This is a genomic window from Streptomyces sp. NPDC101237 (genome assembly GCF_044767465.1).
Classification (GTDB): Bacteria; Actinomycetota; Actinomycetes; order Streptomycetales; family Streptomycetaceae; genus Streptomyces; species Streptomyces gramineus.
On the sequence record NZ_JBIWNY010000004.1, the window covers coordinates 46,146 to 61,187 of the forward strand.

Annotated in this window: 13 protein-coding genes; 9 read left to right on the forward strand and 4 right to left on the reverse strand. The window is 71.8% G+C overall.

Features of this window, described 5'->3' with window-relative positions; all coding sequences use genetic code 11:
• Positions 1 to 307: 307 nt before the first annotated feature.
• Complete coding sequence (locus ACIRQ9_RS07935; protein ID WP_404168303.1) at positions 308 to 1,207, reverse strand: carbamate kinase; 900 nt, start codon at positions 1,205 to 1,207, stop codon at positions 308 to 310.
• Positions 1,208 to 1,813: 606 nt separating this feature from the next.
• Here ACIRQ9_RS07935 and ACIRQ9_RS07940 point away from each other — a divergent pair.
• From ACIRQ9_RS07940 to ACIRQ9_RS07950, 3 genes are all read left to right on the forward strand, one after another.
• On the forward strand, positions 1,814 to 2,491 hold the full coding sequence (locus ACIRQ9_RS07940) for a CBS domain-containing protein (RefSeq protein ID WP_404168305.1): 678 nt from the start codon (positions 1,814 to 1,816) through the stop codon (positions 2,489 to 2,491).
• A gap of 79 nt (positions 2,492 to 2,570) precedes the next feature.
• On the forward strand, positions 2,571 to 3,272 hold the full coding sequence (locus tag ACIRQ9_RS07945; protein WP_404168307.1) for a response regulator: 702 nt from the start codon (positions 2,571 to 2,573) through the stop codon (positions 3,270 to 3,272).
• A 28-nt stretch (positions 3,273 to 3,300) separates the two neighbouring features.
• A complete protein-coding gene (locus ACIRQ9_RS07950; protein WP_404168309.1) occupies positions 3,301 to 4,275 on the forward strand; it encodes an Acg family FMN-binding oxidoreductase in 975 nt (324 codons plus the stop codon).
• A gap of 244 nt (positions 4,276 to 4,519) precedes the next feature.
• Here the strand turns inward: ACIRQ9_RS07950 and ACIRQ9_RS07955 are convergent, their stop codons facing one another.
• Positions 4,520 to 4,975: a cyclic nucleotide-binding domain-containing protein gene (locus tag ACIRQ9_RS07955; RefSeq protein ID WP_404168311.1), complete on the reverse strand. Its 456-nt coding sequence runs from the start codon at positions 4,973 to 4,975 to the stop codon at positions 4,520 to 4,522.
• A 457-nt stretch (positions 4,976 to 5,432) separates the two neighbouring features.
• Here ACIRQ9_RS07955 and ACIRQ9_RS07960 point away from each other — a divergent pair, with 457 nt between their 5' ends.
• Positions 5,433 to 6,161: a CBS domain-containing protein gene (locus ACIRQ9_RS07960; RefSeq protein ID WP_404168313.1), complete on the forward strand. Its 729-nt coding sequence runs from the start codon at positions 5,433 to 5,435 to the stop codon at positions 6,159 to 6,161.
• Between the two features lie 706 nt (positions 6,162 to 6,867).
• Complete coding sequence (locus ACIRQ9_RS07965) at positions 6,868 to 7,530, forward strand: deoxynucleoside kinase (protein ID WP_404168315.1); 663 nt, start codon at positions 6,868 to 6,870, stop codon at positions 7,528 to 7,530.
• A gap of 82 nt (positions 7,531 to 7,612) precedes the next feature.
• Here ACIRQ9_RS07965 and ACIRQ9_RS07970 read toward each other — a convergent pair whose 3' ends face one another.
• A complete protein-coding gene (locus ACIRQ9_RS07970; RefSeq protein ID WP_404168317.1) occupies positions 7,613 to 8,215 on the reverse strand; it encodes a CGNR zinc finger domain-containing protein in 603 nt (200 codons plus the stop codon).
• Positions 8,216 to 8,292: 77 nt separating this feature from the next.
• On the opposite strand from ACIRQ9_RS07970, the gene ACIRQ9_RS07975 reads away from it, so the two are divergent.
• From ACIRQ9_RS07975 to ACIRQ9_RS07990, 4 genes are all read left to right on the forward strand, one after another.
• Positions 8,293 to 9,078 carry an MBL fold metallo-hydrolase gene (locus tag ACIRQ9_RS07975; protein WP_404168319.1) on the forward strand — a complete coding sequence of 262 codons (786 nt, stop codon included), beginning with the start codon at positions 8,293 to 8,295 and terminating at the stop codon, positions 9,076 to 9,078.
• A gap of 115 nt (positions 9,079 to 9,193) precedes the next feature.
• The gene (gene phoU, locus ACIRQ9_RS07980) at positions 9,194 to 9,868 is read left to right on the forward strand and encodes a phosphate signaling complex protein PhoU (protein ID WP_404168321.1); all 675 of its coding nucleotides are present in this window, start codon (positions 9,194 to 9,196) and stop codon (positions 9,866 to 9,868) included.
• A gap of 648 nt (positions 9,869 to 10,516) precedes the next feature.
• Complete coding sequence (locus ACIRQ9_RS07985; RefSeq protein WP_404168323.1) at positions 10,517 to 13,159, forward strand: carboxypeptidase regulatory-like domain-containing protein; 2,643 nt, start codon at positions 10,517 to 10,519, stop codon at positions 13,157 to 13,159.
• A 125-nt stretch (positions 13,160 to 13,284) separates the two neighbouring features.
• Positions 13,285 to 14,316 carry a LuxR C-terminal-related transcriptional regulator gene (locus tag ACIRQ9_RS07990; protein ID WP_404168325.1) on the forward strand — a complete coding sequence of 344 codons (1,032 nt, stop codon included), beginning with the start codon at positions 13,285 to 13,287 and terminating at the stop codon, positions 14,314 to 14,316.
• On the opposite strand, the gene ACIRQ9_RS07995 is transcribed toward ACIRQ9_RS07990, so the two are convergent.
• Positions 14,290 to 14,988, reverse strand: a complete 699-nt coding sequence (locus ACIRQ9_RS07995) for an FAD-dependent oxidoreductase (RefSeq protein WP_404168976.1) — start codon at positions 14,986 to 14,988, stop codon at positions 14,290 to 14,292. The two genes, ACIRQ9_RS07990 and ACIRQ9_RS07995, sit on opposite strands and share 27 nt — an antisense overlap.
• Positions 14,989 to 15,042 lie beyond the last annotated feature (54 nt).

Below are 15,042 nucleotides of genomic sequence, written 5' to 3' on the forward strand. Positions count from 1 at the left end.
ACAGGTACTCAGGACCCTTCACGCACCTCCACGTCCACGTCCACGTCCGCCGGTTCGAGCCCCAGCACGCGCTGCGGGAGGTCCCGGGGACACCGTCGGAGGTCCCGCGAGGCGGTCCCAGGTCGGTCCGGGGCCGGGTCCCGCGGTGGGTGCCGAAGTCACGGGGCCCCGACGGTGCGGGCCCGCGGCCCCGCGCGTCGTGATGGACCTCGGACCCCTTCTCACCTGAGATGCTCGCAGCTCAGCTCGCGTCGTGGAAGTGCCGGTCGGTCCGTTCCGGCAGGGCCGAGCGACCCTGCCGGGGCCGTCACCCGCCGTCGAGGTCCGGGCGGACCAGCGTGCCCGAGCGGCCGTGGACGATCTCGTACGCCGCGTCCAGAGCCCCGATGGCGGCCAGTCCCCCGGTCCGCTCCACGAAGCGCGCGGCCGCCTCCGCCTTGGGCCCCATGGTGTCCTCGGGCAGGCGGGCGCGGCGCAGCCGTGCCGGCCCGGCGTCCGGCAAGGGCTTCTGGTCCGCGGTGCCGAAGCGCTCGTACACACAGGGCACGTCGGTGAGGACGAGCAGGAAGTCGGCCTTCAGCTCCTCGGCGAGCAGGGCGGCCGTGAGGTCCTTGTCGACGATCGCCTCGACGCCGGTCAGTGCCCCGGTGCCCTGGTCGACGGTGACGGGGACTCCCCCGCCACCGGCGCAGATCACCAGCGAGCCGCCGTCGAGGAGTTCACGGACGGTCGCGATCTCCACGATGCCCCGCGGGGACGGGGAGGGCACGACACGACGCGGTGGTGTGGCGTCCACTCCCGTGCGTCGGCCGCGGTGCCGTGCCAGGGCCCTCCCGACGTCCTTGGTGGGATGTGCGAAGGCCGGGTCGTCGGCCCGGACGACGGTGTGGGTGACCAGGGTGACCACAGGGCGGCCGGGCAGGGCGTTGTGCAGGGCTCGGGCCAGCAGGGCACCGATCATGCCCTGGGTCCCGGCGCCCAGTACGTCGAGCGGATAGGGCGTGCTGAGGGCCGGGTCGGCCGCGCTCTCCACGGCCAGCAGGCCGATCTGCGGGCCGTTGCCGTGCGTGATGACCAGTTCGTGGTCATGGGCGAGCGCGGCGAGCGCGGTGACGACCCGCTCGGCGTTCTCTCGCTGGACTGCCGCGTCGGGGCGGTCACCGCGGCGCAGCAGGGCATTGCCGCCGAGGGCGACGACGATACGCATGGCTCAGTCCTTCACGGTGGCGACGGGCAGGCTCCGAACGGGTACAGCCGGTTCTTCCTCGCGGTGGTCCGCCCGGCCCGCGAACCGACAACCGAGAACCGAGAACCGAGAACCGAGAACCGAGAACCGGCGGCGAGGGTGACGGGACCGAACGCGGGCGGTGCGGGCGGCTCGCACGGCACGGGCGGCGGACGGCCGTGCACGGACGCGGGCGGAGGCGGCACGCGCGCGGCTCCCCTGCCGCTCTCCGGGGTCCTCGACATGGCGGTGCTCCTCGTGCGTGGCGCAGCGGACGGGCCGTGCGGGATCGATCGTTCGCCCCACGACGGGGTTTTGGGAGCGGCCGTACGGGGCTCACGGACGGGCTGAAGGTCCCCGGTTGCCGGGACCGTCGGCCCCTCTCCGGCCCCGGGCACACGCCGCATGCTGGACGGTAGGAGTCAGTCACCCGGCCGGCGAGCAGACCATGATCACCACACCGACGCCCACCCGTGCCGCGCACGCTTCCCGGCGGACACCGGGAACGGCCGGCGCGCACGGGTTCAGGATCACGGCGCCGGCGTCTGACGGCCTGATCCGGCACCCTCGGTTCTCTCGGGAGTGACCATGCACGGCACACCGCACATCGTGAGCGACGTCATGACCCAGACCGTCGTCAGCGTCGGACGGCGGGCACCGTTCAAGGAACTCGTGCGGCTCATGCGGGACTGGCAGGTCAGCGCCCTGCCGGTCGTCGAGGGCGAGGGCCGCGTCGTCGGCGTCGTCTCCGAGGCGGACCTCCTGCACAAGGAGGAGGTCCGGGACGGCGACACGGACCCGTACGCCAGGCCGAGCCGGATCGCCGACCTGACGAAGGCCGGTGCGGCGACGGCGGAACAGCTGATGACGGCCCCCGCCCTCACCACCCGCCCGGACGCCACCCTCGCCGAAGCCGCCCGCACGATGGCTCACGCCAAGGTCAAGCGGCTCCCCGTGGTGGACGGCCTCGGTCTGCTCCAGGGCGTCGTGAGCCGGGCCGACCTGCTCAAGGTCTTCCTGCGCGATGACGAGGAGATCGCCGAGGAGGTACGGCGCGAGATCGTCTCGTACCTCTTCCCGCCGCCCTCCTCCCTGCTGAGCGTCGACGTGCGGGAGGGAGCGGTGAAGCTGGTCGGCCGGATCCGGGACACCGCTCTCGTTCCCGTCGCGGCGCGGCTGGTCCGTGCCGTGGAAGGAGTGGTGGACGTGGAGTTCGAGCTGACGGGTGACCGTCCGGAGGAGGCAAGTGGGGCCGGTCGGCCCTAGTGCGGCCGCCCCCCGGACAGCGATGATCGTCCCGGGCGCCACGCCGCCCGCCTTTCGTTCGGGGAACAAGGGGACCTCAATGACAGAGCCGCGCAGCTTCTCGGAGCAGTACCCCATCCGTGTGTTCCTGCTGGACGACCACGAGGTGGTCCGGCGTGGCATCACCGACCTCCTGGACGCCGAACCCGACATCGCGGTCGTCGGCGACGCCGGCACCGTCCAGCACGCACTCGCCCGCGGCCCGGCCCTGCGCCCGCACGTCGCCGTCCTGGATGTCCGCCTGCCCGACGGCGACGGCATCACGGTCTGCCGGGAACTGCGCGACCAGATGCCAGATCTCGCCTGCCTGATGCTCACCTCCTTCGACGACGAGGACGCCCTCCTCGACGCGATCATGGCCGGGGCCTCCGGTTACGTCCTCAAGCAGATCAAGGGCTCCGACCTGGTCTCCGCGGTCCGCACGGTCGCCTCGGGCCAGTCGATGCTGGACCCGGCGACGACGGCCCGCCTCATGCGCACCCTGCGCGCGGACCCCGCCGACATGCCGTCCGTGCCGCCCGAGCTCGCGAGCCTCTCGCCTCGCGAGCGGGACATCCTCGCCCTCATCGGCGACGGCCTCACCAATCGTGAGATCGGCAAGAAGCTCTACCTCTCCGAGAAGACCATCAAGAACCACATCTCCCGGCTCCTCGCCAAGCTCGGCGTCCAGCGCCGCGTCCAGGCCGCCGTCCTCGCCTCCCACCTCGACCAGCCCGAGACCGGGGACCGAACGGCGAGGTGAGCCGCGAGCGGCCGGGGAAGGAGTCACCATGCCCGCCACGGCTCTCGACGCGTTCACCCTGGAGAAGCTGATCGGCGCCGCCGTGGCCGCGCCGTCGATCCACAACACGCAGCCGTGGCGCTTCCGCCTGGACCTCGGCACCCTCACCCTCCAGATGCGCGCCGCCACCGACAGAGCCCTGCGGCACACCGACCCCACCGGCAGAGCCCTGCACGTCTCGGTCGGCTGCGCTCTCTTCAACCTCCGGGTCGCGGCCGCGCACTTCGGCTGGGAGCCGGTGCCCCGGCTGCTGCCCCGGCCTGACCAACCGGACCTGCTGGCCACGGTGCGTCTGGCCGGTGCGGTGAGGACGCCGGCACCCATGGCCCTGTACGAAGCGCTCTGGCGGCGCCACAGCAGCCGTTTGCCCTTCTCGGACCGTGCGCTGCCGACGACCGTGGTCACGGAACTCCAGGACGCCGCCCGTGCCGACGGCGTCGATCTCCACCTCGTACCGCCCACGGACGCGGGTGCTCTGCTCCGACTGATCGGCGAGGCCGAACACCGCAACGACGCCGACACAGACCGAGCGGCGGAAAGCCGCCGCTGGGTTCGCGCGACCTACCCCGCGGCCGACGGTCTCCTCCCCGACGTCGTCGGTCCCCAGGACTCCCTTGGACGCATCCCGATGCGGGACTTCTCCGCCCGCCGACGTCCGGGCGCACCGACCGCCGTACCGTTCGAGAGCCATCCGCATCTCCTCGTCCTGTCGACCGACCACGACCACCGGGCCGACTGGCTGCGGGCGGGGCAGGCACTCGAACACGTCCTGCTGGTCGTCACCGTGCACGGGGTACGGGCGTCGCTGCTCCACCAGGCCCTGGAATGGCCCGATCTGCGGAAGCGGCTGGTCCCGCCGGTCGGCGGTGGGCCCCGACACGCACAGATGGTGATACGTGCCGGATGCGGCCCGGAGGGACCCGCGTCCCCGCGCCTTCCGGTGCCGACACCGGGACCCGGTTGACGAGCCGCTGTCCGGCGGGCGGCCGAGGCCGTCGGTGACCTGTGCCAGGCTGGTCGCACTCCAAGAGGCGACCGGACAGTCCACCCGGACGACCCCTTCCACGCCCTGGACCAGGCGTACGGCCAGCGGAACGAGCGAGGCGTAGGCGTCGCGCTCGTCAGGGTCGCGGCGGTCACTGACCACCCCATGCACAGGCTCATGCGGGGCCGGGAAGACCACGTCCAGGACGTCGGACGGGGCCGGGTCACCACAGGTCGCCGCTGCCGTAGGGGGCGTACAGGTCCAGCAGCCGGACCCGGGTGGCGTGCAGCCGCTGCGTGACCACTCGTCCCACCCACACCGCGACGGCCCTTCCGAACACGGGGTCGGCGGCGCACAGCGCGCGGACAGAATCGGCGTCGAACTCCCAGGCCCGAACCGGGGTCACCGCCTCGGCCCCCAGATGCCAGAGATACGGCGGGAAGTGCCAGGACCAGCCCACCAGTTCACCGTGCCCGAGCGACTCCACGACGGGCGATCGGCGACCGGGGACGCGCATGTCGAGGTCGATGGTCCCGGTGCGTACGATCCAGAACCGGTCGGCGCGGCGGCCCTCCTCGAAGAGACGGGTCCCGCCGTCGAAGGAGGCTTCGCGGGCGAGGCTCATCAACCGCTCGCGGTGCGCGGGCTCGAACGCCGCGCTCATGGTGGTGGGGGTCATCGCCCCGGCTCCCTTTCCTGGGCTGTGGATTCCAGCGTGCGCCGCTTCGGCAGCACGCACCATGGGCCACCCGGGCCGGGCGCGGGCTCTTCGGCTCGTACCCGCGGTCACCGAGCCCGTGCTCGTCCACCCGGCCTCGCGGAAGGCGCCGCGTCCGGTCCCCCGCGGCCGACCGGCCCCGAGCCGGTCGTCACGGCTCGCTCCGCGCGGTGCCCGGACCAGGCAGCAGTGCACGGCGACCACGCCTTCGACGGGACCTCGGGCGCGGCGCGGCAGGCGGCGCCGCGCCGTCGCGGGAGGAGGCGCCGGTCAACCCCGGTCGCGGCCCGGCCGTCCCGCCGGCCATGCCCATGGTGAGCCGACGACACGGCCCCGGCACTCCGGCCTGAGGGAAGACCGGCCCCAGAACGGGACCGTTCGGCCCAAGACCGGCGGGGGCGGGTGACCGAGTCTGGGTGTGTCGGACCACGACAGCAGAGCCCTGGAGGTCGCCATGACCGGCAGCCCGCATCTCGTGCGTGACGTGATGACCCCGACCGTCCTCGCCCTGCGCCACAGTGCGGCCTTCAAGGAAATCGTGAAGGCCCTGCACCAGTGGCGGGTGAGCGCGGCCCCTGTCCTGGACGACGAGGGCCGTGTGGTCGGAATGGTCTCCGAGGCGGATCTGCTCCGCAAGGAGCAGGCGTACGACGGCGCCCCGGTCCGGTACGGCCGTATCCGCCCGGAGCCCGCCACCAGCAAGGCCGCCGCGGTCACCGTGAACGGGCTGATGACGGCTCCGGCCGTCACCGTAGGCCCTGACGCCACTCTGCCCGAGGCCGCGCGCGCGATGGCGCGGCATGGGGTCAGACGGCTGCCGGTGGTCGGCCCGGACGGGAAGCTGAAGGGCATCGTCAGCCGCTCCGATCTGCTGAAGGTGTTCCTGCGGACGGACGAGGACATCGCAGGCGAGATCCGGAGCACCATCGCTCCCCGCCTCTTCGGCGACCCGTCCGAACCCCTCCGCGTGAGCGTCCGTGACGGCGTCGTGACTCTGGCCGGGCAGGTCGAGGACGTCCGGCTGATCCCGGTGGCCGTCGGATGGGTACGCAGCCTCGACGGAGTGGTCGCGGTGGACTGCGAACTCGCCGGCCCGCGCCGCCGTTCCGCCCCCTCCGCAAGCAGGCGAGTCGCCGGTCCGATCTGACGAGGACCGCGTCCCGCTGCCGGGCCGACGCGCAGACGGTCGGCCGGGCAGTGGCCCGCCGCAGCTGCGCGATCCCCCACCCGGCCGTCGCAAGACTGCCGAGCGCCGGCTCGTACGACGGCTGTGTCGCGCACCGGGCCAGCCGTTTCTGTGGCGTCCGCCCGGCGACCGGGTCCCGGGGGGAGGCAGGCGGCGCAGCTGGGCGCTCCCATGACGGCCGCGACGCCCGGCTTCCAACTGCACCTGCTCGAACCGGGTGACGGGCCCGCCCTGATGCTCGCGGCGCCGGTGACGATCGCGGCCACGGGCGTGGCGAGGACCCTCGCCACGCGTGCCGGGCCGATATCCGCCCCCGGCGTACGGCGGTGGACCCGACCCCCGGTCGCTCCCGACGTTCCCGACGTCCTCCCGAGCGTCGCGCACCCGCAGGTGGCGGCCACCGCACGCGAGGGGACGGTTCAGGCGGTGACCACCTCGATGCCGCGGTCACCGGCACCGACGCCCGCCCCCGCTCCGCCGAGGCGGCCTCCTGACCGCCGGTGCGGTGCGGCCCGACCCGCGCCGCACCGGCCTCTCCGTCCTCTCGTTCTCGCTGATCCGGTCGCGTACCCGGGGGTGGCTTTGTGAGCGTGTGGCGCCTCGTGGTTTTGTTGAGGGTCGTCGGCGGACCTCGCTCACGACCATGAGACCCCTGGAGAAGTGAGGCATGTCGGTGATCGTCGTCGGAGGCATGATCGGGATCGGCAAGACGAGCGTCGCCGAACTGCTCGCCGAGGAATTCGGCAGCAAGGTCTTCTACGAGAGCGTGGACGACAACCCGATCCTTCCGCTGTTCTACACGGCGAGCCCCGAGGAGATCCGGGCCAAGCGCTACCCCTTCCTCCTTCAGCTCTACTTCCTGCGGACCCGGTTCGCCTCGATCAAGGAGGCGTACCGGCAGAACGACAACGTTCTGGACCGGTCGATCTACGAGGACTGGTACTTCGCCAAGGTCAATCACGACCTGGGCAGGATCAGCGCCCTGGAGATGCAGGTGTACGAGGGGCTGCTGGACGAGATGATGCGCGAGATCGACGGCCTGCCCTACCGCAAGGCACCCGATCTCATGGTCTATCTCAAGGCGAGCTTCGAGACGGTGATGAGCCGCATCGGGCTGCGCGGCCGTGACTTCGAGCAGGACGCCGCCCTCGTGGAGTACTACCGGGCGCTGTGGTCCGGCTACGACGACTGGGTGCACGAGCACTACTCGGCCAGTGACGTCCTGATCATCGACATGGACGACACCGACGTGGTGAACAGCCCGGAGGACGCGGCCCGCGTGGCCCGGCAGGTCCGCGACGCCCTCGCGGAGGCCGGGCGCCGCGCCTGAGACCTTTCCGCGGGTGTCAGCAGTCCGGTGCGGTCGCCGAGTCCGCGACGGCACCGGGGGTGCCCCCCTGGTCGGCCGAGTGTCAGTGAGCGGCGGTGCGGCGGGCGTAGGCGCGGGCGGCGCGGGCCCGGTCGCCGCAGCGCGTGGAGCACCAGTGCCGGCGGCCGTGGCGGAGCAGGTAGCGGTTGCAGGGCGCGGAGCCGCAGGCGGTGAGGCGGTCCGCGTCGGGGCCCGTGAGCAGGTCGGCGGCGTCAGCCGCGAGTGACGCCAGGGCGTGGTCCACGATCGCGGTGGTCGGGTGGACGGTGGCGCGGTGGGGGCCTGTCTCGTCGTCCCACCGCAGCAGCGGGGCGGTGGGAACGCGGGTCATCGCGTCGTTGACGGCGCTGACCGCGGCGGGCAGGGCGGCCAGCCCTTCGGCGCGGGCGGCGAACAGCGAGCGGATCTGTTCACGCAGCGCGCGCAGTTGTGCCGCGCACATCTCCCGCATGCCGGCGTCGACCGGAGCGAGACCGCGCTCCGCCAGCCAGCCGTTCGCCTGCGCGGGAGCGCCCAGAAGGTCGACCGTGTGCCCGCCCGGCAGCGTGATCGCGCTGTTGGCGAGTGCGAGGGACGGGTGTGCTTCCTCGCCCCGCGCGGGCGGCGGTCCGGGCTGTCCGATCACGGGCACCTTCATGTTCCTCATGGTACGGGTTGCAGGTATCCGTGAGAAGCAGTTACGTTCGTCTCACGTTTAGACGCTGCCTATCCGTGAGGTGCCCGGTGTCCGCTCTGCCCCCGATCCAGTTCCCCGTCCGTGTCTTCGGCGGCCCGACCGCCCTCTTCGACTACGGCGGCCTGCGCTTCCTGACCGACCCCACCTTCGACGCCCCTGGCGACTACGGCCGTCCCGACGGCCGGTTCCTGACCAAGACCGCCCCTTCCAGCGGCACCCGCGCCGACCTCGGTCCCGTCGACGTCGTCCTGCTCTCGCACGACGAGCACCCCGACAACCTCGATACCTCCGGCCGCGCGCTGCTCGCCGACGTCCCGCTCACCCTCACCACTCCCGGTGGCGCCCGGCGCCTCGCGGGGCAGGCCAAGGGCCTGGCGGACTGGGAGTCGGTCGAGCTGAACCGACCCGACGGCGGCACGATCACCGTGACCGGCGTCCCCGCCGTCCACGGTCCCGGCCCGCGCGAGCAGGTCGAGCCCATCACCGGCCAGGTCGTCGGCTTCGTCCTGACCGGAGAGGGTCTGCCCACCGTCTACGTCAGCGGCGACAACGCCTCCCTCGGCGCGGTCAGGGAGATCGCCGAGCGCTTCGCCCCCGTCGACACCGCCCTCCTCTTCGCCGGCGCCCCCCGCTTCGCCGCACTCTTCGACAACCAGGTGCTCGTCCTCGACAGCGCCCAGGCCGCCGAGGCCGCCCACCTCCTCGGCGCCCGCCGCGTGGTACCCGTCCACTACGACAGCTGGGCCCACTTCACCGAGGGCCGCGACGACCTCGCGGCGGCCTTCGCCGCCGCGGGTCTGGCCGACCGCCTGGACTGGGGCCGCCGAGACTGACCCGGTCACACGGGCGCGGGCGGCTTCCGTCCCGCGCCCGGGGCGTCTGCCGTTCAGGCGGTGTGGGATCGTGGCGGATGCAGGACGACGGACAGCTGGAGAGGGTGGGGCCGACATGCGGGACGCCTATCACGCGGAACTGGACTCGATCGGCGAAGGCCTGGTCGACATGGCGAACCTGACCGGTTCGGCCATGGGCAGGGCCACCAGCGCCCTCCTGGACGCCGATCTCGCGCTCGCGGAGAGCGTGATCGGCACCCACGGACGCATCGAGGACCTCCAACGCGACCTGGAGGACCGCGCGATCGCGGTCCTGGCCCGCCAGCAGCCCGTCGCCACCGACCTGCGCCTGGTCGTCACCTCACTGCGGATGAGCGCGGACCTGGAGCGCTGCTCCGTCCTCGCCCAGCACGTCGCCAAGGTGGCCCGGCTGCGCCATCCCCGGCCTGCCGTCCCGCAGGACCTGCGCAGCACGATCCTGGAGATGAGCCAGCTCGCCCAGCGTCTGATGGCGCAGGCGGCCGACGTCCTGGTCACGCACGACGTCGACGCGGCACTGCGGATGGAACAGGACGACGACCGGATCGACGAGCTGCACCGCGGCATCTTCCAGCACCTCCTCGACGACCGCTGGCACCACGGCGTCGAGACCGCCGTCGACGTCACCCTGCTCGGCCGTTACTACGAACGCTTCGCCGACCACGCCGTCTCCCTCGCCCGTCGTGTGGTCTACCTCGTCACCGGCGAACAGGCCGACTTCATCGCCACCCTCCCGGCCACGACCACCTGATCCCGTGGCGACCGTCACCTGAGCCGGCCGGCCAGCCGCCGCGCGCCCGTCCTGCTTTTGGTTGCCACGTACGTGCGGTCCGTAGGCGCTACCGCGATCGGCGGAACCCACTCGTCGCAGCCCTGCCCGCCCCAGGTCGACCGCGACGGACGGGCCTTCCCGGCGTGCCCCGCTGCGGTGCCCGGGGTGATGCGATGCGCCACACCGCCGACCCGATCCCGCGGCTTTCCGCGTCATGCGGGCCGGGACTCCGCAAAACAGCCCCGCGCCAATTCCGAACGATTTTCGCGGCGCCCAGCATATTCGCCAGGCGTTGCTGATCATGCAGTCGATTAGACAGGCATGGCAACGATCGAGGTGGTGGGAATTAGTGCTGCTGCACAAGTGAGAACCCCCCGGCGCGCACCTCGCGCAGGTCGACGGAAGAGCTATAAAACAGTCGAAACCGCAGCTAGACGGGTGTCATGGTGTGCACCTCCCAGGACTCCACCCGTTTTTTCTGAAGCCGCGGCACCGGGATAACCAACACGTAACAAGGAATGCGTTGACAGCCGCACTATCCGCGACAGCTAATAGGGCGCTGTGCATGCGCATTCACATGTCCCCTATTACCGGCCCTTTACCGGGCCATGTCTTGACGGGTGTTACGTGACCATATCCAAGAGCGCGACCAACGGGCCGCCCACTCCTCACCTCCTCCGCCGCGGCGTCGTGGCCCTGGGCATCACCGTGGCCGTACTGCTCGGCTCCCAGTCCTCGGCGCAGGCGCAGACCGCCGAGTCCCCGCACCCGGTCGCGGCTTCGAGCGCGTCCTCCCCGACGAAGCTCCGTACGACCGGAACCGGTGCCACCTCTCCGGACACTCACCTCTCCCCCATGTGCGGCGATCCCGCCCCGGGGCACGCGGCCTGTTACGCCCTGCGTGCGGCCGGCCCGGCTCCGACGGCGCGTGTCGGTGCCGCCGAGCAGCCCGCCGGGCTGAGCCCCCAGGACATCCAGAGTGCCTACAACCTGCCGGCCGACGGCGGCGCGGGGCAGACCGTCGCGATCGTGGACGCGTACGACAACCCGAACGCCGAGGAGGATCTCGCCGTCTACCGCGCGCAGTACGGTCTGCCGCCCTGCACCACCGAGAACGGCTGCTTCAGCAAGGTGGACCAGCGGGGCGGCACGGACTACCCCACGTCCAACGAGGGTTGGGCCGGTGAGATAGCCCTCGACCTCGACATGGTGTCGGCGGCCGCCCCGCAGGCACACATCCTGCTCGTGGAGACGGACAACGACGGTCTCGACCGGCTCGCGGCCGGAGTGGACAGAGCCGTCGCCCTGGGCGCCCGGTACGTCTCCAACTCCTACGGCAGACCGGGCGACTCCGACACCGACGAGCCGCTGTACGGCGCCTCCTACGACCATCCCGGTGTCGCCGTGGTCGCGGCCAGCGGCGACTACCGCTACGGGGTCTCCTTCCCCTCCACCCTGCCCACCGTCACCGCGGTCGGCGGTACGAACCTGGTCGCCGACCCCGCCACGGCGCGCGGCTGGTCCGAGACCGTCTGGCAGCGGGACTCCTACGGTCCGGGCTCCGGCTGCGCCACCGAGCAGGTGAAGCCCGCCTTCCAGAAGGACACCGGGTGCGGCGGCCGAAGCGTCGCGGACGTCTCGGCGGTCGCTGACAACGCTGCCGTCTACTCGACGTTCGGTTCCAAGGGAGTGGGCTGGCAGCGCTACGGCGGAACCAGTGTCGCCACCCCGGTGATCGCGGGTGTCTACGCCCTGGCGGGACCGCCGCGCCCCGGCACCCAGCCCAACGCCTACCCCTACGCGGCAGGCGGCGTGGGTCTCAACGACGTCACCGCCGGGTCCAACGGCACCTGCGACGTCGCCTATCTCTGTGCGGCGGGCCCCGGCTACGACGGCCCCACCGGGCTGGGCACCCCCAGCGGCCTGGCCGCATTCCGCAGCGGACCGAGCGGTACCCTCGCCGGGGTCGTGACGGACTCGAAGACCGGAAAGCCGGTGGCCGGAGCGACCGTGGGTGCGGGTCTCGACGTCACCACGACCCTCGCCGACGGCTCGTACACGCTGAACCTGCCCGCCGGGCACATCGACGGCCTGACGGTGACGCGGTTCGGCTACCGGACCACCACGCCCCCCGCGCTCGACATCACCGACAACCAGACCCTGAACCGCCGCTACTCCCTCCGGCCGATCCCGCGCGTCAAGGTCCGCGGGACCGTGCGGGACGACTCGGGTCACGGCTGGCCGCTGTACGCCAGGCTCGCGGTCGAGGGCTCGCCCGAGACGCCGGTGTGGACGGACCCGGTCACCGGTGCGTACACCGTCGCGCTGCCCGAGGGGGCCGACTACAAGCTCGACGTCACCGCCGCCCTGCCCGGCTACGAGCCGGTGACCCGGGCGGTCACGGTGGGCCACCGGAACACCACTGCCGACCTGGCGATGTCGGCCGACCCGGACCTCGCCACCGCCATCGGCTACACCCCCCAACGCGCCGACCACACCGAGGCGTTCTCCTCCACCACCGCTCCTTCGGCCGGATGGTCCGTGGCCAACGCGTCCGGCACCACGAACGGCTGGCAGTTCGACGATCCGATCGGGCGGGGAAACGCCACCGGCGGCAGCGGCTCCTTCGCGGTCGTGGAGAGCGACCAGGGTCCGTTCGGACCGCACCAGAACAGCGAACTCGTCACACCCGCCTACGACCTGTCGAAGGCGCAGTCGGCCGAACTCAGCTTCAAGACTGCGTACCTGGTCAACCTCACCCAGCAGCACATGACGGTGGACGCCAGCACGGACGGTGGCGCCACTTGGGCCAATGTCTGGGCCGGACCCAAGGTCAGCGGCTCGGCCGACCATGAGACCGTCCACGTTCCGCTGCGGCAGTTCGCCGGCAGTCGGTCCGTCCGGCTGCGTTTCCACTTCGTGGCGGACTGGGGGTACTACTGGGCGATCGACGACGTCGACGTGCAGACCCGGCTGATGAAGGCGGTTCCCGGCGGACTGGTGGCCGGCACCGTCCGTGAAGCGGGCTCCGGGACCGGACTGGTCGGCGCCACGGTCGCCGACACCTCGGCTCACGACAGCGGCGCGGTCACCGTCGCGACACCGGAGGACCCGGCCGTCGGTGACGGCCTGTACACCCTGTTCGTCGCGCGGACGGGCAAGCACACCCTGAGCGCGGCCGCGTCCGGCCATGTGACGCGGACCCGCACCGCGGTGGTCCACGGCGACAAGGTCAGCCGGCAGGACTTCCGGCTGGTACGACGACGTTAGCCCCGTCCGAACAGCGGCGGCGCGAGGCCGGACGGCCGCGCGCCGCCGCACCCCCCACCTGAACGATCTACCATCGTGCCGGTTCACCCTCGGGCTCCGACCCGGCACGCAGAAAGTCGCACAGTATGGAACTGATATCGGACGGCTCCTGGGAAGACATCGGGCTGGGAGCGCTCGAAGGGAGAGTGCTGGAACAGCTGGTACGCCTGCCGGCCGCGAACGCGCGCGCGCTGTCCGAGGCCGCCGGGATGTCCCTGCCGCAGGCCGAACAGTCACTGCGCCGCCTGGAGAAACACGCTCTGGCGACCCGCACGGCTGACCGGCCGGCACGCTGGATCGCAAGCCCGCCGCGTGCGTCGATCGGAACGCTGCTCGCACGCCGACGCACCCAACTGGCCCGCGCCGAGAACCTGACGGAACAGCTGCACGCGGCGTACGAGGCGGCCTCGGGCCCTCGGTCGACCCGGCTGATAGAGCTCCTCGAGCACGAGTCCGAGGTGTCGGCCCGCTATGCCGGCCTGCTGCAGAGCAGCGTTCACGAGGTCCTTCACCTGGCCAAGCCGCCGTACGTCACAGCTCATGGCGGTGGCGGGGGCGAACCCACCGTCGCCGACGGGGTGCGCCTCCGCTCGGTGTACGAGACGGGCGGATTCAGCGACGCGTTGTCGCTGGAGACGGCGTTGCGGGGGACGGCCGACGGCGGTGAACTGCGCCTCGCGTCCCACCTCCCGACCAAGCTGGTGGTGGTCGACCGGAGGGAGGCCCTGCTGCCGGCTCGCGTCGACCGCCCGTCGGCGGGTTCGCTGCTCGTCCGGTCATCCGCACTGGTGGCAGCCCTGGTCTCGCTCTTCGAGATGGTGTGGGAGCAGGCGGTGCCGGCTTCGCTGGAAACCCGCCTGGAGACACCGGCGTTCGAGCGTCGCTCCAGGTCGGCATCGGTCGACCCGCGAACGCGAGAGGTGTTGCGGCTGATGGCGGCCGGGATGAAGGACGACACCATAGCGCGGGTGTTGGGCGTCAGCCGCCGCACCGTCCAGAAGCACGTCAGTGAGGCGGGTACCGCCCTGGGAGCGAAGACACGGTTCCAGATCGCGCTGCTGGCCACGGAGCAGGGCTGGCTCGAACGGAGTTCAGCGGTGCCGGCTGCGGCCGAGTGAGTGCGGGCGTCCCCCGTCGCCCGGGACGGCCGGCACGACACCGCTGTCGTCGAAGCGCTGTGCGTCGGCGGAATCGACGGTCGCGAACGAGCCGTTGAGTCCTTCCGCCAGCAGAGGATGCGTGAAGATCGCATCGGCCAGGGCGGTGTGGGGGAGCTTGCCGAGCATGGCGACCTGGATGATCGACATGATCTCTCCGCCCTCCGATCCGAGCACGCAGGCCCCGGGGATCTGTCGGGTGCGGGCATCGATGACGGCCTTCATGAAGCCACGTGTCTCGCCCGTCTCGATGGCTCTGACGACGGCGGCCATCGGAAGCCTCGCGATGATCACGTCGCGGTTCTCTTCCCTGGCCTGCCGTTCGGTCATCCCCACACGGCCCAGCTGGGGGTCGATGAACACGGCATAGGGCACGATCCTGTCCCGTGTGCTGACCTTCTGGCCCCCGACCAGGTTGGCGTGCAGAACCCGGTAGTCGTCGAAGGAGAGGTGGGTGAACGCCGGGCCCCCCTTGACGTCGCCCATCGCGTACACACCGGGCACGGAGGTCTCCAGGTATTCGTCCACGGCGACGAAGCCTGTCGGTTGCAGGCGGATGCCGGCCGCGGCCGGCGCGAGCGCCTCCGTGTTGGGGACCCGTCCGATGGCTGACAGCAGGTGCGAACCCTCGATCTGCTTCTCACCATCGGGTCCGCGGACGTGGAGTCCAGAACGCGCACCCCGTCC